The following is a 22680-nucleotide window of genomic DNA, read 5'->3' on the forward strand; positions in this document are numbered from 1 at the left end:
TGGCCGCCTACCTGACCCACTACAATGAAACCAGGATCAAGAAGTCACTGGACTGGATGAGCCCCGTGCAATACCGCAGAAGTCTTGGACTGGCCGCCTGACCGTCCAAAAAAACATCCGCACCCCCAAGGCTTAAAAAAAAAACAAATAAAACGGCTATTCGCTGTTTGTGGTGGGTGATGGTCAAGTGGTGGTGACGGCTTTGAGGTCGAGTCCGCCGCAGGTCAGGTAGATCATGGCGGCGGAGTGGTCCATGTCGCGGAAGCCTCTCGCCCGTCGTTTGACGTTCCGGATGACGCCGTCGCCTACTTCGAGCACGGCGTTGGCGTACGGGTGCCCGAAGCAGGCGACGATCTCGGCGAAGCGGCGTCGGACCATGCGGGCGAAGTCCTTCATCGGCTCGAGCCTCGAGTGCATCATCCACGAGCACAGGCGATGCAGGCGCACCCACGCCTCGGACGGGGTGCGGCCGTCCGTGCAGACGTCCTGCGGGACCTCGCGCATCCGGCAGGCGCGGCCGGTCCTCAACCGTCGCCCCGTCAGGCTGCGCCTGGCCTCCACCTGCAGTTCGGCCAGGCTTTCCCCGTCGCGCAGCCACAGGTACTCGGCCCGTTTGAGCAGCGGGTCGGAGCGGCCTTCCGTCTTCCCGGCCTTGCCGACGGCCTCGTCGGCGTGCCCGGCCACGTGGAACCTGTCGACGATCCGCCGCGCATGGGGCAGATGCCCACGGATGCCCTTCCGGAAGCCCAGGCTCATGTCGCAGGCGACCAGACGCACATACTCCGGGACCCCGTTGCGGTCCATGAAACCACGCGCGAACCGTTCGACCGCGGCCGGGTCCCTGCCCGGCGTCACGTTGACGACATCGTGCTCCACGAGACCGGCGACCACGGTGATGCAATTGCGGCCCCCGCGGCCGGTCCCGTCGATGCCGACGGCCTCCACACCCATGTAGCCCTCCAGCCTCCTCGCCTCGTCGACGTAACGGGCGACGGACCGCCACAAACGGGTGTCGGTCTCGTCCAATTGCCCGGCGAGCGTGCCGGCGGGCAGGTGGCGGGCCGTCTCCACCGTCCACGCCTCGAACAGGAGCGTGAACCCGCCGCCCGGCCTCGCCCACGGGGCGGGCACCGTCCCCACCCCGTGCTCGGGACACGTGACGCGGGGCATGGCGGCGTGGATGAACGCCTTGCACCGGAAGAAGTCCGGATGCCGCCACACACGCCCCCGCCTGTCATGCACCGGGCAGGCGTCTTCCCGGCGGCCTGTCTCGGGACAAGGGAAGCGGGCGCCGGGCTCGAAGCCGATCATGATGCGCAGCTCCTGCCGGCCGCCGTCGGCGTCACGGAAGTCCACGGACCCCACCTTCCAAGGTGACTGCAACCGAAGCGCGGCGGTGAACAGGTGAGAGGCATCCATGCCTCCAACCTACCCGACCGGCATCACCCCGCACCCAAACCACCCACCACAAACAGCGAAAGGCCAACAAATATAACACATCATATAAGTACTGAAGGGAGCGGCACACGGTTTGCGCGGTGGTGAGCAGTGAGTGGTGAGTACTGAGCGACGTACGGCGACTCACGTACGCTCACACAGTGGTGAGCAATCCGCCAAACAACACCACGAGCAGGGCGATGGTTTCAATCACGAAGTACAGAATGAAACTCGCCCAGCTTTTGGTCAGCACGTTCAACGGCGAGGTCTTCCGGATAATCACCAGCAGACCAACAAACACCAGGGCATATACGGCGATGCCGATCGCCGCACCCATAATGCCCAGGTTCGCGGCATTCGCCAGGCCGGCCTGCTTGCCGTAGACCACGTACGTGGAATACCAGAAATTGAGATTGAGCATGCTGAGTCCCGCGATGAACTGCTCGCCGGCCAACCCGATCACAAATACAATCAGCCACGGCCAGGACGGCGAGACGACCACCGCCATCGCCAATCCGACGTACGCAATCACCACGGCCACCCAACCGACCAGCGCGATGCCTTGCGGAGACACTCCCCCGAGCACGGCCACAATGGAGTCAGTATTATTTACCGCCAACGAGCGACCGAACCAGTACGGCGCGATGATGGCGCACAGTACGGCAAGAATAATCAGCGCCCAACGCAACGGATGCGAACGACGGCGCTCGATATCCGCCAGAGACAAATCGGTCTCGGGTATGGAAGCCTCGGGGTGCTTGGAAACCTCGACGGTCTCTAGTTTGCCGCCCACGATTTCCGTCGCCTCGTTAGGTTCTTGCTCGTTGGATTCCTGCTCCATGCACCGCCTCGCCGATTACCTGCTCATTGCCGATTATTGCGATGCCCATCTTAGCGTGCGTGTTGGGCAAGTCTCCGATACGATCGATTACTCGCCCTGGTCCTCACCATGATCCTCGCTACGATTCTCCTTATCCGAATCCGCGGGAGCAACGTCATTATTGCCCGCAGACAAGCCCCGCTCGCCCGATTCGCGTTTCGGAAGCGAGAAAGATGATGCCCTGCTCCCCCGTCGCCCGCCATGCAGCAAAGCCTCGAGCATATCGACCTGCCGCTCCAGCTCATCGATACGCCGTATTTGCTGAACAATCAGCAGGTCACGTAAATCATTGTTCTGCTCTTTGCGGGAGATGGGGAAGATGATGGCGCGGCGTTCGGGGGATACGTGGAAATCGGATTCGCTGCCGGCTTTCGCCGTAATTGCGGCACCCTCCGCCTCACGCCACTCGTTCGAAGTATCTGACGTTCCAGCGGTTCCCGATCGATAAAACTTCGAATGTGATACCCCCCCCCCCGACTGTTTTTCTCGGCGGGTTCCGGCGCTTCGGCACCCAGGATTTCATCCTGTGCCTCGCGCCAGCGGGCAAGGCAACGTTCGATGCGCTTGTACCCGATCAGGGCGGAATCGAGCCCGGCCTCACGGAACAAACGCACCGGTGAGGCACCTTCGTTATAACGGGTCACGCAATACCGTTTGAAGTCGTCAGTGTAGGTAATGCGTTTCGAAGTGGCTTCCGCCACCGCCGGCAACGACTTCAGGTACTTGATCTCTTCGGGGCTAAAGGCCCCTCCACCGACAGTCATTTTCATCCCCTACACTCTCTGGAAGGTTCGTCCGCACCCCTAAATATGGGGGCATGTCATAGTTTGGGATGATAGTACTTGTTATACGGACTTTTCTAACCCCTAGTAGGGTAGGTTTCATCCCCGATATTGAGATGAGGGAAACGATAGGGAAGCATGATGGAGGGCCATCAGTGTCCAGAACTGATGGCCCTCCATATCTCGCAGAACGGCCTATGACGGCCTATGTATGCTTGAGTGTCGAACCCTCAGGCAATGACTATGGAAAATAGACGCTATTAAGCGTCACCATCCCCATCATCATTACCGGCATCAGCATCAGCAGTACCGCCAGCAGCACTATTATCGCTAACAGCGCTAGCAGCTTGGACACTAATTGCCAACGGATTATGAATCAGTTGGCGGAGCTCCTCATCCGAAGCCTGTTCCTTTTCTTTCGCGGTTCGTTCATCCTCCGCAATGAGAATAGCCAAAGCTTCGCGAAGCCTGTCACGCCGATTGTCCCGCCTGAATAGATAAATTACTTCACCCATAAGAATGGCAAACAGCACGATGAGTCCAATAAGCAGTATCAAGTTAGCAGGCATTATCTCCTGAGAGATATTCATATCCTTGTACGTAGAAATTACTGACGCCAATACGGCAAAACCGGACAATGCTAGCACCGCAATATCAACAATACCTATACTGGACGCGTGCCGATTATCTTGCGCGTCACACAGCAAGCGCGCCTTCTCCAACACCGATAACGTGTAAGGGCGCCGAAGCTTTTCATTGACGCTCGACCTGCAACTCTCCTGAACGTCATAGGCAGAGGCCAGCGCATCACGCAGCCAATGCAAGTCATAGCCGCTCTTGTCAAAATCCTTACCGATACGATCGAATATGGTTGGACCACACCAATAACTGTTCCATACATCTTGGCTTGAATATCTCTTCGCCGGCTGTCCCATAAACAACTCCTTTTTCTCAAAAAAGAGGCCCGTCCTGAAACAACCTTTGGAACGAGCCTCACTTGAACATCTACCGATAATCAGATGGCAGATTATTTGCTATCGCCTCACGCGTTGAGGGCGCGCTTGGTGGAACGGGACTTGGCGAACACGGTCGCGGCAACACCGGCGAGGAGCACGGCGACCACGGTGAACAGCATGGTTCCTGCGGCACCGGTGAGCGGCAGCTGGGTGATAGACTTGACGTTCAAGACCGTCTTGTTGGTCGTGTTGACCTGATGGAGCGTGTCAACGGCCAGAGTGCCCTCGCCGCCGTTCGTGCCGATGGTCACGGTGAAGGTGACCTTGAAGTTCTCGGCGTAACCGGTCGGGGCCTTGGTCTCCTGAACGGTGTAGGTGCCTTCGGCGAGGCCGCGGACAGCGACCTTACCAAGGGTCTTCTGTGTTCCCTTGCCGTCGGCTGAGGTCAGGGTCTCGTTACCGTTGGCGTCCGGGTAGTAGACGCCGTTGGCGTCCTGGGAGAACTTGATGAAGGTCTTGCCGCCATCGGCGGAAACCTTGAACTCGGCACCGGCCAGACCATTGGCGTCGTTGTCGACACCGATCTTGGTGAAGTCGAACTTGCCGAGCTTCTTGACGACAGGCGTGCCTTCGCCGGTCTGGTCGTTATTGTTCTTCACGGTGGCCTTGTTGGTCACCTGGTCGACGGCGTCAGAGGTCACGACGCCCTTGTAGGTCACCTGGATGGTCTTGCCGGCGTAGTCCTTCACGTTCGGGAACGCGATGGTCGTCACGGTGCCGTTCTCGTCGGAGGCGGAACCTTGCTGGGTCAGCGTGTAATCGCCGCTTGTCTCGGCCAGGGTCTTGTCGGTGCCGTCGGTGCTGCCTTTCTTGACGACGACCACGAAGTTGGCGTTGTCCTTGGCCACGTTGAGGCCCTTGGATGCGGCATCGGTGATGGTGTACTTGTAGGTGTCGAAGCCGGCTGCTGCGGGCGGGACAACAGCGGTGATCGTGTAGTTCACGGTGTCGCCCACGTTCACGGTGCCCGTGCCGTTAGCACTCTTGGTCGGCGGCGTCGGGGCGTTCTCGTCCTTGGCATTGAACTGGCCCAGCGCGTCGATGTTGTGCTGGCCGTCCTCGGCGTTCAGCGTGATCTTCGTGTAGGTCTCGCCACCGCTGGTGATCTGGGTGGCAACCAAAGCGGACTTGCCGGCCTTCCCTGCCTTGCTGGTCACGAGGAACCAGCCCTCGGTGGCGGTAATCACGCCGTCCACGGCGGCAGTGCCCTGCTCGCCCACGGGGATGTGCTTCGTCAGCTCGTCGGTGAACTTACGGGCGGTGGCGGCATCGAACGTGGCCACGTACGCGGCCGGGTTCTCGGCGTATTCGGCGGGAACCGCAGCATTGCCGTTGGCCACGTCGGCCGCAGCGGCCACAGCGTCCTTCCACGCGGCGACGGTGTTCACCTCGACGGACGTGGCATTCGGGGCCGTGCCCTGGACGTTATCGAACGTGGCGAACTTGTAACCCGTGTACGTGTAACCCGTCTGGGCGTTGTTCACCGTAATCGTGGCCTGGTCAGTATCCGCCGCGTTGGCGTTGGCGGTGGCGGCACCGAACGCCATGCCACCCAACAGGGTCGCCGCAGCAGCGACGCCCGCGAAAAGCTTCCTCAACTTCATGAGAAACCCTCTCTTCCTTAACTTGTTTACTACTTGTTTTCTGCAATCACGGAGGCTAAGAACCCTTTTTCACAAGGGGCTTCGCAATCCGCAAATCTTTAATTGCTCTTTTCGGTCTGAGGGAAGTCTCCTGCGCCCCCAGTCCGGCTCCGCCGGCCAGCTCCCCTCAGGGAGGGGAGCCAGGAACGGGCTAGACGAGTTGACGCTTGCGCCACACCGTGTAACCCGCAGCAGCCAACAAGGCCATCAGACCCAGGCCACCGCCATACACCAGCCAGTCACGGGCCGAACGACCACCGGTCAACGGCAGGGAAGACACAGCGACGTACTTGTTCGTGAACGTCGGGTCGTTGTCGTTCACAGTCGCCGCCCACTGACCATCATCGTTCTTGGCAATGGTCACCGTCACCGTCTTCGTGCTGCCGTCGTAACGCCAGCCAGCTGGGACATTGGTGCGGTCCTCCGTCACATTGAACTTGTAGACGAGCTGCGTGGCGTTACCGGTCGGAACCCTGAACTTCAGGTCCCCATTGCCGAAGCCAACCGTCGCGCTCGCGCCGCTAGCAGTCAATTCGCCCTTGGACACAGTCGTAGTCAGTCCATTGTTGACCAAGCCGGTAACGTCAGCACACTTACCAGCATTCGCATCCGTGCTATCCACGCACTTCAGGTTGAAGCTGAGGTCCGAATTAGCAGCATGTCCCTGCACAACCTTCGTCACCTTGACATCCGAAGCGGGCAAGGTCACGTAAGAAGGTGTGTTGGTTACCGTGAAGGCACCGGATTGTGCGGTCAGACCTTGTAGCTTGAGGTCAGTCTTATCGACCTTGGAGTCATAGCCTTCAACCTTGACCTCGGAAACCGAGTATGCGTGTCCCTCAGGGCCGGCAGACACCGTAAACTCGTGAGTCCAATTGCCGGTGGCATTCAGCGTTGCTGAACCATTGGCATAATCCCTGCCGTCCTGCTTGAGCTGGACCTGCACGGAATCATCCGCGTGATTCTCGCTGCCGTCGGACCAAGTCTTCGTCACCGTGATCTTGGAGACCGGAAGGGTGATGGTCGGCTTCTGCGGGTAGAGGGCGGTCTGCGGATCGCTCGTCGTCGTGCCGCCCTGCGAGGAGGTCACCACGGTCCTGTAGCCGACGGTGGCGCTGGGGTTGTCGTTCGTGTAGAAGTTGTTGTCGCCGGAGGCACTGGCATCGTCCTTGTGGTTCTTAACAGCCTCGTCGAACGCAGCCTGCGTCGGCTTGACATTGAAGCTCACCGTGTAGGTGACGCCGTCCTCAAGCTTGCCGCCGTTGGACGTGACCGGCCAAGACACGGTGCCATCAGCCGCAACCGTCGCCTCCGGGGCGCCAGCCCACGCCGTGGTCTGGCCGTGCTGGGTCTTCGTGTACGTGAAGCCCGCGGGCTTTCCATTCGCGGAGGCGCCGTCGGAGCTCACGACCCAGCTGGACAGCTTGTCGTGAATCGTCACGTCGGCGTACTCTGCCGTCTTGGTGATCTCCTGGCGGATGGACTCGAAGATGTTGTTCAGCTGGTCGGCATCCGTGGCGGCCTTGTAGTAGCTGCTGTTGTCGGCGCGATTGCCAAGCCTGTTCCACGCCGTGGCATTCGGATAGTTACTGGAGACAGCGTGCATATAGGCGTTAAAGCGATTGTTCCAGTTGGTTGACGTGTTGTTCGGGTTCGCGTCGCCGAACACTCCGATGGAGTAGACGGTTGCTCCCGCATCCTTAAGCACCTTCGCGTTTCTCACCGCACCATTTGCAACCGAATTCTCGAACTCATTACTACTCGTCGGTTGTCCGTCCGTGAAGAAGATAATAACCTTTTTCGCATCGGTGCGCGCGTTCTGCAGTGCGACTCGAGCTTTCTGAAAACCGTAGTCAGCCTGCGTGGCTCCCGCAGCGTTCAGCGAGTCGACTGTACTTGTCAGACCATTAAGATTCGACGTCAGATTTGTCACAATCTGGGAGTTGTTATAGCGCTGCCCCCAACGATAATCCCAATAAGTGTCGTTACCCACATTATCGGAAGCAGTACCGGCAAACTTCACCAACGCGATGCGGTTCTGCAGGTTCTGGTCGGTAATCTTCGCGTTCTCGTCGGCCGTCGCCTTGATGAAGTTATTGACCGCGGTCTTGAGCGAGTCAATCTTCGTAGGCTGGTTCCAAGCAATCTTTTCGGCCATCGAACCGGACACATCCAGCAACAGCACGATGTCGAGCGGCTGGTTCGTCACGATCTCGCCCGTACCCGCGCTCTTCGCACCGGTGACGTTCAATGCCACCTTGTACGTGCCGTCTCCATTGGCGGTAACGGTCTTCTCGCGGGCCGGAGCAGACAACGTCGGATCATCTGGCACACCGTTTGTTCCCTCGGTGGAAAGAGGAGTGGGCACGCTGGCGGCCGCCTTCTCATCGGCGGTCTGCGATTGTGTTGTGGAGGCATTCCCATCGTCCGCCATGGCGGTGGCGCTTACCCCAGCCACGCCGGCGACGCCGCCGAGCATCGCCACGGCGGCAACGACGGCCACTAACCGCTTGCCTCTCCTGCCCGCTGCGGCCTCTACCGCTGCGAACCATTCTGCAATTCTCTTCATAGCCTTGTCCGTCTCTCTTACAATCGCGTACGCCAGAACCTGGCGTTACACGTACAAGGCGTTATGCTATTAATCAGAAAGTGCGAATGCGTCCACCCGGATAGGGGAAGATTCTTACCCGATATTGGTAAAGACCTTGGAATTTTCGGAAAGTGACACCCCGCCGCCCCCCCCCGCGATAACGCACCTTTTCTTCTCGACGGGGCGTGTCGTTCCCACCATCCGGGAACGGAGGCGGATTTGCCACCGCTACGTGGGGTACGGAGTTACCAACGACCGTCAGTATGCCACTGCTCCGTGTGCGTGCAGTATCACACACCATCACACACCGCTACGCATACGCGGAGACACACTACATGTAATTTCTGTGAACGCAAACATACGACTCACCGAGCGGTGTGTGATGCTGGTGATGGCTGGCGATGATGGCGCGGGCGGTGTTGCGAGCGACGCTTTGGTCGCGATCCTATATATGAGGTTCGTAAGGTACGGATCTACGTTACATCGCGGGCGGAAAAGGCCTTATTCCTTGGTATACCGCTGTTGGCTAATTCGTGCTACTGCCCTATATCCTGATTTTCGGTGTTTTCAGGGTATAGAAAAATCCCCGTAGAGCATACTATGCTCTGCTTTTGATGATTATCGAAACATAGAACATGCTTTGGCTCAATCGTCATATGCCCGAAGTGGCAACAATTACAAGTTATCCCGCACCATCGCGACGACATCATGATTGATTTCGTTGATGACAGGGTCGGCAAGCATCTCATCAAGAGTCATCCAGCGGCAGTCCTTGGCACCAACATGGAACTCAGTGGAACGCCAGGCGTCAGGCATTACCGTTACGCTAGCGCGGTATAGCGTGTATTCGTAATAACGGAGGCTTCTGCTGTTTTCGTGGGTTAGATTGCGGGTTGTGGTAGATGCATGTCGAGTCCGCCGTATCGGAGCCATGGTCAGGGCGATGAGGTTGTCGACGTGGTGGAAGCCGTAGGCCATGCGGATGGCGGCCTTGATCCGGTTGTCGGACGCCTCGAGCCTGGCGTTGGAGTAGCCGAGTTGGATGGTCCTGAGGATGTCGGGGCGTCAGCGTCGGATCTTTCTGGAGAGTTCGACGATCTCGGGTATGCGGCTGCGCGAGGCCCGGAACACCCAGTGGTCGAGTTCGCCGCGCGCCTGGTCGAGGGGGTGTCTGAGCAGGATGCGCAGGAGTTCCTTGAGCTGCCAGGCGCGGTAGAGCCGGCCCTTCGGGTCCGTGTTCCCGATGGCGCCGAGCGCGTCGTTCTGCCGGTCGGTCGGGTCGTCCGGGTTCTTCAGGACGGCGTACTTGGCGCCGCGCATGCGCTTGGTCACCTCCTCGTCGCCGGCGCGTCTCGCCTGGTTCCACAGGCGTCTGCGGACCTGGTCGAGCGCGCCGGTCATCCAGGAGACGATGTGGAACCCGTCGAGCACGCGTTCGGCGTTCGGGCAGTGCGCGGCGACGCATGAGTCGATCCAGCGGGCCCCGTCGCCGGCGACCACGCGGATGGACGCCTTCCGCTCCTCGGCGAGCCGCCGGAAGAACAGGTCGAACACGTCCCCGCCGTACCCGTCGTGCGCCCAGACCACGCGGTGACGCTCGTGGCCGACGACCACCGTGATGTACGTATGGCCTTTGCGGTGGCTGGTCCCGTCCACGCCGATCGCCGTCAGCCCGTCGAACGGCGACGGCATCGCCGTCCTGAGCCGATCCGCGACCCTGCGGGCGATGTCGCCCGCGGCGCGCCACGCCACGTGCAGGAACCGCTGACGGTCTTCCGGTTCGCGACGCCCATCAGCCACGCGCACTCCGCCTCGAAATCCCTCGTGAACCGGCTGCCCGGTTCCGCCCACGGCACCCGGGCGACCACGACGCCGCATTCCGGGCAGTCCACGCGCGGCATCGAGGCGACCAGTCCGACGCGCCAGCAGCCGAAATCCTGATGACGCCAGCGACGCACGCCGCCGCCTTGGCCGTAACCGTGGCGTCTCCTGCCGCCCCGGTCACATCTGCGAGCGCCAGGGCTTTTCATATCAGAAACTAGAAATCTTGTAAGAATAAACAAAAAAACACCCCGGTCGCTCATCTGCGAGCGCCGGGGCGTTTGTGACTGTTTGCCCTATCGAATGATTTTTGCTTTTGCGTTGAAGTATGGGGCAGACCCGAATTCATCGTGCTTGGTTGCGGTTAATTCTATTGTTCTACCGTCCAGGGCGGCGATGGTTTCATACGCTTTCATTCTGGAGCTGAATTCTGCGAGAATTTCGCCGTCCTGAGTTTTCAAAACGATGCTGGGCTTAGTTCTGTCATCGACGGCCAATACGCTGACTTCTTTCGCATCTAGGTTTCCGCTGGGTATTTCCAGAATCTTTTTGCAAGCTGGTTGCGTGATTTTGAATTTCAGTTGGCTTTGCGTTGGCGCTTGGGCGATGCTGTCCCCCAGCATGTAGTAGAACACGTCTTCGCTGATGATGTTGAGGTCTTGTCCGGCGAGTTGGAGTTTTTCGGCCTTGAGCCATTTGCTGCTTTTGGAGCCTTTGAGGGCGGCATTGTAGTCGGTGCTGCCGGTGATGAGGTAGTTGGTGTCTTTGGTGACGGTTTTACCGTTGATGCCACCGAGGTTGGTGACGGCCTGTTGTGCGTTGGCGCGGGTCATTTTCTTGAGTGCGCCGGTGAATACGAATGTGAGGTTTTCGAATGCGGGATCAGGGGTGACTTCGTCCTGTGGGGCTATCTGCAGCAGTTGATCTCCGCCACGGAATAGCGAAGATAAGCCTCTGCGGCTGCGGCCATCTCCGGCCGGGAAGGGAATGCCGTTCTCATTCATGTGCCGAATCATCCACCGATAGCACGCGATGGTCTGTTCCACATCGGCGAGCGCTCTATGCTCTTGGTCTTCGGCGATATCGAATCTGACGATGAGGTCTTGCAGTCGGTTGTGACGTTCTTCGGGGTAGAGGTATCTGGCGAGCCGGAGGGTGTCGATGAAGTCGTTGCCGACATACTTGCCACAGATATCTTCGGCGTTGTCATAGAGGAAATTGATGTCGAAGTTGACGTTGTGGCCGAGAATCAGGCCGTCGCCCATCCAGTCAAGGAATTCGGAGAGCACGTCGGCGAGCGTTGGCGCGTTTTTTTACCATGCCGTCGTCGATTCCATGGATTTCGGTAACGATATTCGGGATATGGCGACCAGGGTTGATGAGTTGTCCGTACCGGTCGATGGGTTGCCCGTTTCGGACTTTGATGGCACCGATTTCGATTATTTCGTCCAATCGTGGGTCATATCCCGTGGTTTCGAGGTCCAAGGCTACGTAATCTTTTCTGTCGGCCAGTACGCTGGCCCCTTTGTGTTCTCTGGGTATCATGCCTCCAACCTCGTTGTTCGTTCGGCCGACTCGATGCGGCTTGATTAGGTTCAAGCGCCGTATATACGGAATCGCCCCGGCCGCTCTTTGCGAGTGCCAGGGCGGTTTTCAGTATTTGGTGAGTCGACTTTTGGTGTCTTCTCGTTCGGGTCGTTGTGGCGGTGTGCCGCTGTCGAGGTATCCGTTTTGCGAGAGGGCTTGGTATGCGATGTCCGGGAATTCGCATACAAGGGCGCTGATTTGGCGGGTGCGGTATTCGGCCCGGCTCTGTTCGATGGCTTGCTGCCATTGCGGCTGTGCGTCGATGCCGAATTCGTAGATTGCCATTTGTAGGACGTCTTCGAGTCCGGGGCGGAATCGGTCTCCTCCTACCGGGAAGTGGAGGGAGGAGAATGTGGGGAAGGTTCCTTTTTCAAGGAACGCTTTTCGTCTGTTCTTGCCCTGGCTTTTGCTGCCGCATGCGAGCATCGCTTTCGTGGCGCTGTCGTTGCTGGCGTGAATGTTGATGTGGGCCGCGGGAATGGCGCTATGGGGGTCGCGCACGAAATCGTAGTGGATGATGGGTGCGGGGTCGCTTTCGGCTCGCAGCGTGATCGCAGACTCATCCACTTGGAGGTATGAATTCGAGTCGCGGCAGGAGCATTGGTAACGGTACGAGAGGCGGAGTATGGTGCTGCCGCCCACGGTGAGAGAAATGCCTTGCGGATCCCGCGTCTTGATCAGATAGCTGGCGCTGCGTTTTTTGCGTGCGCCCTGCGGGTCGGCGGTGTATTGCCCGTCCGACGGTTGGCCGAGAACCTCAGTGAGCATGTTCTCGAGTCTCTGGGCGAAATCGATGGCCTGTTCCTCGGTCTGGTCGGATTCCGTGCTCATCGGCCCTCTAGGAAGTCGAGATCCTCGAGGTCGTACAATGCGATGCGCTCCTCGAGAGTAAGTCCGATGAGGTCGCGCTTCTGAGAAAGCTGTTCACGAGTGCCGTACTTGCCTTCGAGGACATTCCTGCGCTTTCGGATTTCCTCGCTGTCCAGCATGACCGGCCTGCCGATTTTATGGGCCTTTGGAGCCACCGCCACTGCAGTCATGTCAGTCTCCTTTCGGCTTGTCATCACGTCTCCGTATGCTCAATTTACACACTTTTGATGAACTTATGCACATTTTCGGCCAAAATGTGCATAAGTTCGGCTCATTCAGGTCGCCCGCGCGTGTCGCAAAATGATACGGATGTGGCACCATGAGTAACGCATGTATGACGGTGAACTCCACCAGATGGCTGCCGAGCTCAACGCCCCTCGTTCTCTCACCCGCCTCTATGCGACATATTTAGATTCTACCGTTCGACAGGCGAGCGCTGGAGACGTTTTTATTTGTTCTGCTCCATTCGTTGTTTGAGTTGTTCTGGGGTGAGGCTTGACAGTGACGGGTCTCGTCTGAGTCTCTCCGCTACGTTGTGGTCTCTCTTGAATCTGATTATGTCCATTGTCTCGTATCCTTCATGTTTCAGGTATTCTTCGAGCAGTGTCATGGGGTATTCGAACTGGGCTCCGTCCCTGATGTAGGAGTCCGCTTCTTCCATGCTGTCCACTCCGAACCATTTACGGAGCAGTTCGTACATTTTCTGCTTGTCTGCGCCAAGCTCGGCGAATGCCGCGGTGGCTCGTTCCATATCACGGCGAAATTGGCGACTCGCCCCTTCGTTGCTCATATCGGCGTCATGCCGACCGGCCATTTCGCGTGCGAAGGCCAGACCATTGTCTTTGACCCATTTCACGATTTTGCCCATTTTTCCGTTCTCTCGTTCCGGCATCATGCCCCCAACCTCGTTGTTCTCTCGGCCGTCTCGATGCGGCTTGATTAGATTCTACCGCCGTATATACGGAATCGCCCCGATCGCTCTCTGCGGGCGCCGGGGCTTTGGCTTGACGGAATCAGGGTATTCAATGCGATGATCAGCGCGACTATTGTGCATGTCAGGAAATCGGTGCTCAATCCGCCAACGAAAATCAGCAGGGCGAATATCCATACTCCGATTGCCAGAATACGGAACATGACCATACCGATGGTTCGCCTTTGTCTGCCGATCGATCGGGCATGAAAAAACCCCGTCGCCAGTGGCAATCGGGGTGGGTACAGTGGTAAATATACCTTGGTAGGCGTATGTCGTCAAGTATTCCAGCATGTCACCATTCTGCTGGCTTACGCGCAAACACGTATTTTCCGTCGACCATTCCGTTGACTTCATCGGGCAGTTGGTGAGCTTTAAAATCGGCTGGAGAGAGAGCTTTGTTCCAGCTGCCAATTCTGTTCTGCGCATTACGGAATGGTTTCAGACTGCCCGCGATCGGCCCTTTATGGGGATTCAACACTCCAACAGGTATACGTTCTCGCGCAATGCGTATGGGTTCCGACAGATCGGAGTCGTTAGTCAGAACGAGAGCTGCATCGATTGTGTTCTCGTACATGTCGCGCAACAGTCTTGAAGCCACATTTACATCGGAGCCCTTCTCCTCAATTCGTTGTATATCCACTCCGACATGGCCATTCCGGAGTGAGATGGGCCAATTCTGTGGACCGCGTGGCATTATCCTGCTGAACTGCTGCGCCGTTACGCTCAGCAGTTGAGGCACTCGGCTGCGTGATAACTTATCAACCATGAAGGCATAATTGCTGCGAACTACGTAATGCCCCAAAACGATTTCATCTACCGAACCAGACGCACGCAATGCTTTCAGATAGAAATTCTGGTCAATCGCCGCCGACTGCGAGGAAGAGGCGTTCACACGAGCGGTGCAATAGACCACCGTCAGAGAGGCGTTGGGATCCCAATACTGCGCATACGGCTGTAGCATTCCACGTATGTCAAGCCATCGCCATTCAGGCGTCGAACGCCCCATATGCGAACGCATTCCGTAATACAGATTAAAGCCATCTATATAGGCTCCCACGCGAAATTGACTCATAGTTAACAATTCTACTGGTTATTATTCTAAAATTCATCTCCACTTTTTCCGGCTGGCGTCCGACGCAAAAACAACGGCCAGACGCTTCCTTGTCGTCTTATCATTATCCTGATTTTCTACCGGTTTTACATGCACTTGTTACACCATGTGCGAGTAATGGAGAACATTCGAATAGGCACATCCAGATCTTTGCCGTTCTGACTTGCATAACTTACTTAATTGAGCTATAATTATTATGTCAACGAAAACAGAACAGTGGAAGGAGGTGAGACATGGATGAGGTCTGGAAAGCGATAGAAGCCATCGGCTCCCTGCTTGTCGGAATCGCCGCAGTCATCGCGGCGGTGAAATCCAAAGGCGATGAGCCGTCACCCGTACCGAAGCCCAAGCCGCCGCATATACGGCGAAGGCCTCGCCGGTAGTACAAGAGCCGCAGATTCCGAATAGTCCTAGTATCCGGAGCTGCGGCTCCCTATCCCCAGACTAATCCATGGAACATCATGAACACAACAAACGCATACAGGCTCGTCTCGCTGATATGTGGCGCGATGTGCCTCATTCTCGCCATCGGCGGTCAGGCCATCGCGGCCGGAACCTTCGGCATGGCCGCCGGGGTGTTCGGCTATCTGTCGGGAGGCCGGAAATGAGCACCGCAAGATATCTCAGCCTCAAGGAGGTCGGCGAGCGCATCGGCACGAGCAATCCGGCCGCGAGGGGGTATCATCTGCCGGAGCCGGACGCGCTGATCGGCACGACTCGCGGCTGGCTGCCTGAGACCATCGATGCTTGGAACGCCGCTCGTCCCGGTCGCGGTGCGGGCGGGGGAAGGCCGCGCAAGAATCGCAATCAGGCCGATTCCCCCACCGCCTGACGAGCCTTGTCGGCAAGTGCCGCAAGGCTTGCGGCGGACCAGTGGGTGCATCCGGCCGTCGTGCTGATTTTTGCGTGGCCCATCATCGCTTTTCTCGCATCTTCCGGGGCTCCGGCTTCGGCGAGGTGCGTGGAGAAGAAGTGGCGGGCGCTTCGGATGGTGACGTAGGGCAGTCCCGCGTCTTCGAGAGAGCGTTTCCAGCGCCGGCGTTCCACGGTGTTGGTGAGCGGGTGTCCCTCGCGCGTGAATATGAGCTGGCCGGGCTGGCATTGCCTGCGTCCGACGAGCGCCCAGAGTCCGAGCCACGTCTGGTTGCTGACGGGCACAAACCGGTTGCCCTGCTTGCTTTTCGGTTCGACGAGCCAGAAGCATCCCTCGTAATGGCGGGAGCGGAGCCAGTTGGGCACTTCTGCATCGGATCTGAAGCGTTGGAGCTCCCACATGATCTGGATTCCGTGCACACCGTCGACGGTGGCGAGCTCTTCGGGCAGGATGGCGAATCTTTCGGCCTCTCTCATGCCGGTCTCGAACATGATGTTCCACATGAGGCTCCACATTTCGCGGTCGTCGTCGGTATCTGCCAGGTGGCTGTATTTGCGACGCTTGGGGTCGAGTGCGGCCTGCGCCGCCCGGGCCGGCTGTCCGGGTTCGAGGATCTGGGTGGCCTGCGACTCGTAGCGCGGCGGCGTTGCGGCGAGCGCCGGGTTCGATGGGATGAGGCGTTCGCGGACCGCTGCGTCGAGCACCTGCCTGAGTCTGAGATAGTGGTTGTGGACGGTTTTGCTTCGGTGTTCCTTGGCGAGTTTGGCGCACATTCCGTCGATGGTGGCGGGGGTTATTCTGTCGAGTCGCATTCCGCCGATGACGCTGCGGATGGTGTTGCAGTCGGATCGGTAGGTTTCGAGGGTGCGGGGTTTGACGTTGGGCGCGATGGTGTTGAGCCATCGGTCTATCCACACGTCGAGGGTTGGGACGTCTGCGAGGGGCAGGTCGCCTTCTCGTTGAAGTTTGTCGAGCTTGGTCTGGAGTTTTTGTCGGGCGGCGGTCTTGGTCTGCGCCTGCGCCTCGATCCAGCGGCGTCGTCCGGTTCGTGGATTGACGCCGGCGCTCTTCTTCGCGTGCCAGACTCCGTTGTCGTCGCGCCATTCGCTTCCGCTTCCGTTGGGTCGGCGGGTGTTCTTCTGCTGTGTCATGGGCTTCAGGCCTCTTCCTTTTCGTGCGGTCGAGGTCAAACATTAGGTCAAACATTTCGGGCGGAAATTGGTGGACTTGGGCGGAAAACTTGCATCGGCATGTTTTCCGCACCGAAAACACCGAAGGCCGCAACCCCAAGCAATTCCAAGGGTTTGCAGCCTCTTTCAGTGGAGCGGATGACGGGAATCGAACCCGCGTAATCAGTTTGGAAGACTGAGGCTCTACCATTGAGCTACATCCGCGTTAAGCGTCGCTTTTGGCGACTTGAGTTATTATACATATTTCTTCGAGGATGGCAAACGCGTGTGGTTGCAGCAGGACCAGCCAATCTAGTTGATGGATTGTGGCTTTGCCGAGGACTCCCCTCAGTCGCCTACGGCGACAGCTCCCCTCAAAGAGGGGCGCTGGAAACCGTCGAAATCACAAATGGATGAGCTGGGACTCGTATGGTTGGAGGTCGGCGCCCATCGCATTCAGAATCACGAACCAGCAGTTTTCGGGCAGCGAGTCGAGCTTGTCGATCTGGTTCTTGAGCAGGCGCACGTCGCGGCTGGTGAGCGCGCTCCACAGGTTAACCATGATGGAGACGTTGTACAGCATGTAGCACTCGGGGGCCTCGGGCGCTATTCCACAGAAATCGTCACCACCGCGGAGGCGATCGGACCATCGTGGCTCAGGGAAATATGGATATGCGGCATCGACCCCGCACCGAGAGTCGAGCGCTGCGCCGAACGCGCATTCCGCCGCTCCTGCATCACTGCATAAGGCCCGTTATCGGAAGCAGGGGAATAGGCAGAGGAATAGCGAGCGCCGGCAGCCGAATTCGCGTAATCAGTTTGGAAGACTGACGCCGCCCCCTTACCCAGAGACACATGCGGCACACCACGGGAATCATCCAAGATCTCGATTTCAGGCCACGGGAAATTATCAAGCGTGAACGGATAGGGGGCATCGCCAAGATAATCGCACCAGGCTTTGAGGAACGCCTCCTTGCCCGCCCATTTGGCGGCCAGATGGACGGCCTCCCCGTCATTCTTCTGGCGCGCGCGGTCGGATGCCTGCCGCACCTCACGCACGGAGAACAGCGCACGCATGCGAGACCCCGGCTCCGCCAACTGTTCGGCGAATGCGGCCACATCCACCACGTCATGCCCCAAACCACAAGTATTCATGCTTCCTATTGTGTACCGCTTCGCGCGTAATCTCTACACCTCATCAGAATTGGGGCCTGATTTCCATTTCAAGGGGGAAAAGATTCACTATGCTGGATGACCTCGCGCAATACCGCAAACATCTTGGGCTGGCTGCCTAGCCGTCCAAAAAACATCCGCGCCCCGCCCCGGAGGTCTATCTCCATTTCGAGGGGCGGATTTTGACCGTTCCGGAGGTCTACTTCCGTTTCAAGGGGCTGGTCATCCTCCATACCACGAGTATCCGCAGCATAACGCCAACGCCATTCCGCCGTTTTTACGCCTTGTCTACTTGGGTAACAGCCCCTTGAAACGGAAGTAGACCTCCGGCGAATGCCAAATCAGCCCCTTGAAACGCAGAAAGCCCACTCCGAGGGAGGGGCTTTCGTATGTTTTGCATATTTCTCTCACTGAGTTTGTGCCAGCGAGAAAGCTCCAAGGGAAACTCCCCTCACCCGCTTCGCGGGAGCTCCCCTCAAAGAGGGGAGCCGAGATCCGGTGCGCTACTGGCTCCCCTCAACCGAGGGGAGCCAGAGGAATCAGGCCTCGTAGTAGCCGTCGGCACCGAGACGGGCGTCCGGGTTGAGGAGCATCGCCTTTTCGACCTCGTGGTGGTCGTAGCCACGGTGATCCTCGCGGAAGCGACGGTTGTCGATCGGCTCGTAGAGCGCGGCGCGACCCATCATGCCTTCCTCGAGGTGACGCTGGCCGGCGGCCAGGCGGGCGTTGGCACGCTCACGCCAGGCTTCCAGCGCGGCCTCGCCATCGGCCTTGGCCACGGCCGCTTCGAAGGCACCCGGATGAACCAGGGCCACGAAGCCGGAGACGTGTCCGAAGCCGAGCGAGGTGGCCAGACCGGCCTTGACCGGGCGACCAGCGGTCTCGCGACCGAACTCGTCCTCGCCGCCGCCGACGCGCAGGGGCTTCCTAACCCAGACCATGTGGTCGTCGCGCTGGAGTTTCGGATCCACGCAGTCGAGCGACACGTTCGCCGGAATCACGCCGGACTTGAACAGCTGCGTCAGGCCGTTGACCTGGAAGATGCAGGCACCGCCCTTGGCGTGGCCGGTAAGCGTCTTCTGGGAGATCACGAACAGCGGGTTGCCGTCGGTGCGGCCGATGGCGTGGGCCAGCGTGTTGTGCAGCTCGGATTCGTTCGGGTCGTTGGCGTTGGTGGACGTGTCGTGCTTGGAGACCACGGCGATGTCGTCGGCTGAGACGCCGAGCTTAGCCAGGTCGTGCACGAGCTTGGAGTCCTTGCCACCGAGGCCGGCAGCCAGGGCACCGAGGCCCGGAGCCGGGATCGAGGTGTGGGCACCATCCGCGTAGGAGTGGATGAAGCCGACCACGGCCGCGACCGGCAGGCCGAGCTTTTCGGCGATGTCACCGCGGGTCACGAGGATCGTGCCGCCGCCCTGGGATTCCAGGAAGCCGCCACGGCGACGATCGTTCGCGCGGCTGAAGAAGCGCGCGTCGATGCCCTTGCCGTACATTTCCTCCGAGTTGGCGGTGGCGTTCATGTTGCCGAAGCCGATCACGGATTCCACGCCGATGTCGTCGATCGCACCGGTGACCACGAAGTCGGCCTTGCCGAGGGCGATCTTGTCGACGCCTTCTTCAAGGGAGACGGCCGCGGTGGCGCAGGCGGAGACGGGCTGGATCATGTTGCCGTAACCGCCGATGTAGGACTGCATCACGTGAGCCGCGACCACGTTCGGCAGGGCTTCCTGCAGGATGTCGGTCGGGATCTCGTGGTTGAGGAAGCGGTCGAGGTACAGCTTGCGCATCGACATCATGCCGCCGAAGCCGGTGCCCTGGGTCGAAGCCACCAGCGAGGGGTGGATGGACTCGAGGATTTCGGCCGGGGTGAAGCCGGCGCCCAGGTAGGCGTCCACAGTGGTGACGATGTTCCACAGGGCGATCTTGTCGACATCGCCGGCCATCGAGGCGGGGATGCCCCAACGGGTCGGGTCGAAGCCCTTCGGGAACTGGCCGCCGACTGTGCGGGTCATGGTGGCGCGGCGCGGCACGCGGATCATCGAGCCGGCGTGGCGGGTCACGTTCCATTCGCCGGATTCCTCATCCGGGGCGATGGTGGTGTGAGCCTCGTCCAACTTGACGTATTCGGCGGCGACTTCGCGGGTGGGCACAGAGAAGGTGACGTCGTGGTCGAGGAAGACCTCGGCTTCTTCTTCGTCAGCACCGTCCTTGTAGTCGTTGCCCATGCCTTCCTCGAACGGGCGGATGCCGGAGCGGGCCACGACCTCGTCGTGGTAGCGCTCGGCGATGTCCTCTTCGGGCACGAGGTTGCCGTCGGTGTCGTACCAGCCGGGCTTCGGGCTGTCGGCCCAAGTCAGCAGACCCATGTTCCACGCAAGTTCGAGCACTGCGCCGGCGCTCAGGTCGACAGTGCCGTCCGAGTGGATGCCGAGCTCGGCCTGGGTGCGCGTACGACCGGAGCCCCACGGGCCCAGCTCACCGACGGAAACGATGACGATTTCGTCTTTCGGCTTGGCGGTGACGTTGGTCCAGTCGGCAAGGTCGACCGAAGCCTGCTTGGTGACGATCGGGGTGGGCAGCGCCTTGATTTGCTGCCCACGCGAGGAGTCGGACAGTCCAGTGGACTGTCCGGCGACGGAGCCATCCGTTTCCTGAGACGAGGCCGCAGCAGCTTCCTTCTCCGCATCGGCCATGGCCTCCGCGCGCAACGCCTTGATGTCGATGGGCTCGGAGCCGAGGCCACCGGTCAGGTCCACATCGAGCGGGGCCTTGAGGGCCTGCTCGCGCGATTCGGCAGTGCACAGGTCGAGCAGCTTGGCCGCAATCTGTGCGGTGGAGTAGGTGTGGATGCCGTGGCGCTCGACGACGGCGACCAGCGGGTCGTTACCGCCCATCAGGCCGGTGCCACGCACCCAGCCGATCTTCGGGTGAGCGAAGGTGACGCGGCTCGACCACACCTTTTCAGCGCGGGCACGGTTGACGATGGCGTCAAAGGCGCTCTTGACTTCGCCGTAGGCACCGTCGCCGCCGAATACGCCGCGGTTCGGGGAACCGGGCAGCACCACGTGGAGCTTGTGCTGCACGTTGGTGTCGGCACCGATGTGGCTGAAGCCGGCGATGGCGCGTTCCACGCCCCACAGCATCAGTCGCGCCTGTGATTCGAACAGGTCGCCGGAGTCGGCGAGCGTGCCATGGACCGGCGGAGCGGCGAACGGGAAGAACAGGGTCGGCTCCCACGCGGGCTTCAGAATCGTGGTGGTGGCACCGGAGGTCTTCTTCTGCTCGTGGCCCACCCAGTCGACCAGAGCGTCAACGTCGCGGTAGCTGGAGAGGTTGGCCGGAACCAGCCACAGCTTGGCGTTGCCGGTAGCGTGCTCGCGGTAGGCCTGCTTGGCCCAAGCCTTGATGGACGGCTTGAAGCTGTGCGAGGTGGCCACCACAGTGGCACCGCCTGCGAGCAGGCCTTCGACCACCTGAGCGGCAATCGAGTTCGGGCTCACGCCGGTGACGATGGCGATATCATTCGCGTAACGGGAGGCGTTCTTGTTGGAAGCGACCTGTTCGAGGGCCTCGGAGCCGGCCTTCTGGAAGGCGGCCTTAAGCTCCTCGCTCTCCGACTCGTTGGCGAACCACTGGGCTTCGGCGGCGATGGTCTTGCCAAGGCCGATGAAGCTGCCGTTCAAGGCGGCGGGGTCGTTGCCGTAGTAGGCGCGGGCGAGGTCTTCACGGGCGGAGGCCCACCGGTCATCGAAGAGGATGGCCTTGTTGGCGTCGAAGCGCGGAGAGACCCGCTTGGGCCAGTCGGAGCCAAGTTCGGCTTCGACCGCGGCCACGACGGCGGCGTTCTCGTCCTCGGATTCTTCCGGAGCCGGAGCGGCCACGCCGAGCTCGTTCAGCACGAAGCGGGCGGTGGCGGCGAGCACGCCGTTGGAACCGGTGACCTTCTCGGCGAAGGCGTCGAGCGCGGCGGAATCGACCACAGCGCCACCAGCGGCACCACCGGCGGACGGCAGGGCCACGGCAACGCCCTTGAGCTGGGCGACCACTTCAACAGCGGCGTCGATCAGCTTGTCGGCTTCCGGCTTGTTCTGCACGGCGGCGGTCGGCAGCTTGGCCAGGTCGCCGCCACGGGAGCTGGAGCCCTCGCGGGTGTCGAGCAGCAGTGCGGCAAGCACGCTGGCCACCCAGCCTTCGCCGAGCTGCCATACGTTGGCCACACGGTCGCGGATGTACTGCTGTTTGACGCCGGCGGCACCGAACAGCGAGCGCAGGCGGTCGCGCAGCGCCTCGGAGAGCACGGCACCGAACGGCTTGTAGTTCGGGGCGGCCTTGTTGACGATTTGGGCGAGCTTGTCGAGCGTCGCTTCAGCAGCACCGTCCACGCTGGCGACTCCCAGCTCGGAGCTGATGTCCATGAGCAGCTGGTTGCGGCGAGAAGAGACACCGTTGGTCAGGGTGTCGGTGGTGTCGTTGCTGCCGATCTGGTCGAGGCGCACCTTGGCGGAGTAGGCCATGAGTACGCCGATAGCATCGGAAGCCTTGAAGGGCAGGTCGGCGACGGCGGAACCAGACGGTGCGCCAGCAGCGGCCTGCCCTGATTGCAGGCCGCGCGAGGAGTCGGACAGTCCAGTAGACTGTCCGGCGACGGAGCCATCCGTTGTCTGAGCAGCCTCAGTCGCGGCATTTGCCGGAGCAGCACCCGAGCCAAGCTTGGCGACGGCGGAACCACCGGCAGGAGCGGTTTCGACCGGGGC

The 22680-nt window shown here is 59.9% G+C and carries 21 protein-coding genes, 1 tRNA gene and 2 pseudogenes; 4 read left to right on the top strand and 20 right to left on the bottom strand.

Translation table 11 applies throughout. The features are described 5' to 3' along the window. On the top strand, positions 1-101 hold a 101-nt coding region (locus tag FYJ31_RS11870; protein ID WP_143247652.1), incomplete at its 5' end, for an IS3 family transposase. 82 nt (positions 102-183) lie between these two features. On the opposite strand, the gene FYJ31_RS11875 is transcribed toward FYJ31_RS11870, so the two are convergent. The 15 genes and pseudogenes from FYJ31_RS11875 to FYJ31_RS11945 form a co-directional block, all read right to left on the bottom strand. Then, positions 184-1419: an ISL3 family transposase gene (locus tag FYJ31_RS11875; protein WP_154536762.1), complete on the bottom strand. Its 1236-nt coding sequence runs from the start codon at positions 1417-1419 to the stop codon at positions 184-186. Between the two features lie 172 nt (positions 1420-1591). Then, complete coding sequence (locus tag FYJ31_RS12560) at positions 1592-2278, bottom strand: teichoic acid transporter (RefSeq protein ID WP_012578510.1); 687 nt, start codon at positions 2276-2278, stop codon at positions 1592-1594. A 308-nt stretch (positions 2279-2586) separates the two neighbouring features. Beyond that, positions 2587-3081: a hypothetical protein gene (locus tag FYJ31_RS11890; protein ID WP_229774102.1), complete on the bottom strand. Its 495-nt coding sequence runs from the start codon at positions 3079-3081 to the stop codon at positions 2587-2589. 278 nt (positions 3082-3359) lie between these two features. Next, entirely contained in the window at positions 3360-4034 is a 675-nt protein-coding gene (locus FYJ31_RS11895; RefSeq protein ID WP_154536764.1) for a protein Vpu, read from the bottom strand. A gap of 107 nt (positions 4035-4141) precedes the next feature. Beyond that, positions 4142-5719 carry a SpaH/EbpB family LPXTG-anchored major pilin gene (locus FYJ31_RS11900; protein ID WP_154536765.1) on the bottom strand — a complete coding sequence of 526 codons (1578 nt, stop codon included), beginning with the start codon at positions 5717-5719 and terminating at the stop codon, positions 4142-4144. Positions 5720-5909: 190 nt separating this feature from the next. After that, positions 5910-8261 carry a DUF7604 domain-containing protein gene (locus FYJ31_RS11905; protein ID WP_326831215.1) on the bottom strand — a complete coding sequence of 784 codons (2352 nt, stop codon included), beginning with the start codon at positions 8259-8261 and terminating at the stop codon, positions 5910-5912. Between the two features lie 762 nt (positions 8262-9023). Then, positions 9024-9326 carry a hypothetical protein gene (locus FYJ31_RS12965; protein WP_154536767.1) on the bottom strand — a complete coding sequence of 101 codons (303 nt, stop codon included), beginning with the start codon at positions 9324-9326 and terminating at the stop codon, positions 9024-9026. 21 nt (positions 9327-9347) lie between these two features. Next, a pseudogene (locus tag FYJ31_RS12970) lies at positions 9348-10040 on the bottom strand (ISL3 family transposase); the annotation flags it as partial. Beyond that, entirely contained in the window at positions 10016-10432 is a 417-nt protein-coding gene (locus tag FYJ31_RS13355; protein WP_394352793.1) for a helix-turn-helix domain-containing protein, read from the bottom strand. The pseudogene FYJ31_RS12970 and the gene FYJ31_RS13355, both read right to left, overlap by 25 nt. 33 nt (positions 10433-10465) lie before the next feature. Then, positions 10466-11458, bottom strand: coding sequence for an exonuclease domain-containing protein (locus FYJ31_RS11920; RefSeq protein WP_154536768.1), 993 nt, complete (start codon positions 11456-11458; stop codon positions 10466-10468). Further along, the gene (locus tag FYJ31_RS13360; RefSeq protein WP_080714679.1) at positions 11439-11714 is read right to left on the bottom strand and encodes a 3'-5' exonuclease; all 276 of its coding nucleotides are present in this window, start codon (positions 11712-11714) and stop codon (positions 11439-11441) included. The genes FYJ31_RS11920 and FYJ31_RS13360 overlap by 20 nt, the downstream gene beginning before the upstream one ends. A 108-nt stretch (positions 11715-11822) precedes the next feature. Next, positions 11823-12587 (bottom strand): hypothetical protein, encoded by a 765-nt coding sequence (locus tag FYJ31_RS11930; protein ID WP_032743632.1) that lies wholly within the window; start codon positions 12585-12587, stop codon positions 11823-11825. After that, positions 12584-12796, bottom strand: coding sequence for a hypothetical protein (locus FYJ31_RS11935; protein ID WP_032743631.1), 213 nt, complete (start codon positions 12794-12796; stop codon positions 12584-12586). Before FYJ31_RS11935 ends, FYJ31_RS11930 begins: the two co-directional genes overlap by 4 nt. A gap of 278 nt (positions 12797-13074) precedes the next feature. Further along, positions 13075-13521: a hypothetical protein gene (locus tag FYJ31_RS11940; protein WP_060620157.1), complete on the bottom strand. Its 447-nt coding sequence runs from the start codon at positions 13519-13521 to the stop codon at positions 13075-13077. A gap of 370 nt (positions 13522-13891) precedes the next feature. Further along, entirely contained in the window at positions 13892-14671 is a 780-nt protein-coding gene (locus FYJ31_RS11945) for an NYN domain-containing protein (protein WP_129558951.1), read from the bottom strand. A 272-nt stretch (positions 14672-14943) separates the two neighbouring features. Here FYJ31_RS11945 and FYJ31_RS11950 point away from each other — a divergent pair, with 272 nt between their 5' ends. The 3 genes from FYJ31_RS11950 (at position 14944) to FYJ31_RS11960 (ending at position 15542) form a co-directional block, all read left to right on the top strand. Then, positions 14944-15093: a hypothetical protein gene (locus tag FYJ31_RS11950; RefSeq protein ID WP_154536769.1), complete on the top strand. Its 150-nt coding sequence runs from the start codon at positions 14944-14946 to the stop codon at positions 15091-15093. Positions 15094-15171: 78 nt separating this feature from the next. Then, positions 15172-15318, top strand: a complete 147-nt coding sequence (locus FYJ31_RS11955; RefSeq protein WP_154536770.1) for a hypothetical protein — start codon at positions 15172-15174, stop codon at positions 15316-15318. Then, complete coding sequence (locus tag FYJ31_RS11960) at positions 15315-15542, top strand: hypothetical protein (protein WP_032742388.1); 228 nt, start codon at positions 15315-15317, stop codon at positions 15540-15542. The genes FYJ31_RS11955 and FYJ31_RS11960 overlap by 4 nt, the downstream gene beginning before the upstream one ends. Here FYJ31_RS11960 and FYJ31_RS11965 read toward each other — a convergent pair. The 5 genes and pseudogenes from FYJ31_RS11965 to FYJ31_RS13365 all read right to left on the bottom strand — a co-directional run. Continuing rightward, positions 15518-16735 carry a tyrosine-type recombinase/integrase gene (locus FYJ31_RS11965; protein ID WP_154536771.1) on the bottom strand — a complete coding sequence of 406 codons (1218 nt, stop codon included), beginning with the start codon at positions 16733-16735 and terminating at the stop codon, positions 15518-15520. The genes FYJ31_RS11960 and FYJ31_RS11965 overlap by 25 nt on opposite strands. Before the next feature lie 169 nt (positions 16736-16904). Beyond that, positions 16905-16978, bottom strand: a tRNA-Gly gene (locus tag FYJ31_RS11970). Between the two features lie 178 nt (positions 16979-17156). Then, on the bottom strand, positions 17157-17336 hold the full coding sequence (locus tag FYJ31_RS11975; RefSeq protein WP_012578512.1) for a hypothetical protein: 180 nt from the start codon (positions 17334-17336) through the stop codon (positions 17157-17159). Between the two features lie 23 nt (positions 17337-17359). Continuing rightward, complete coding sequence (locus FYJ31_RS11980) at positions 17360-17908, bottom strand: holo-ACP synthase (RefSeq protein ID WP_065473977.1); 549 nt, start codon at positions 17906-17908, stop codon at positions 17360-17362. Between the two features lie 557 nt (positions 17909-18465). Continuing rightward, positions 18466-22515, bottom strand: a pseudogene (locus tag FYJ31_RS13365) (beta-ketoacyl synthase N-terminal-like domain-containing protein); the annotation flags it as partial. Between the last annotated feature and the right edge of the window lie 165 nt (positions 22516-22680).

The sequence above is a fragment of the Bifidobacterium sp. WCA-178-WT-4B genome (assembly GCF_009696495.1).
In the GTDB taxonomy this organism is placed as follows: Bacteria; Actinomycetota; Actinomycetes; order Actinomycetales; family Bifidobacteriaceae; genus Bifidobacterium; species Bifidobacterium infantis.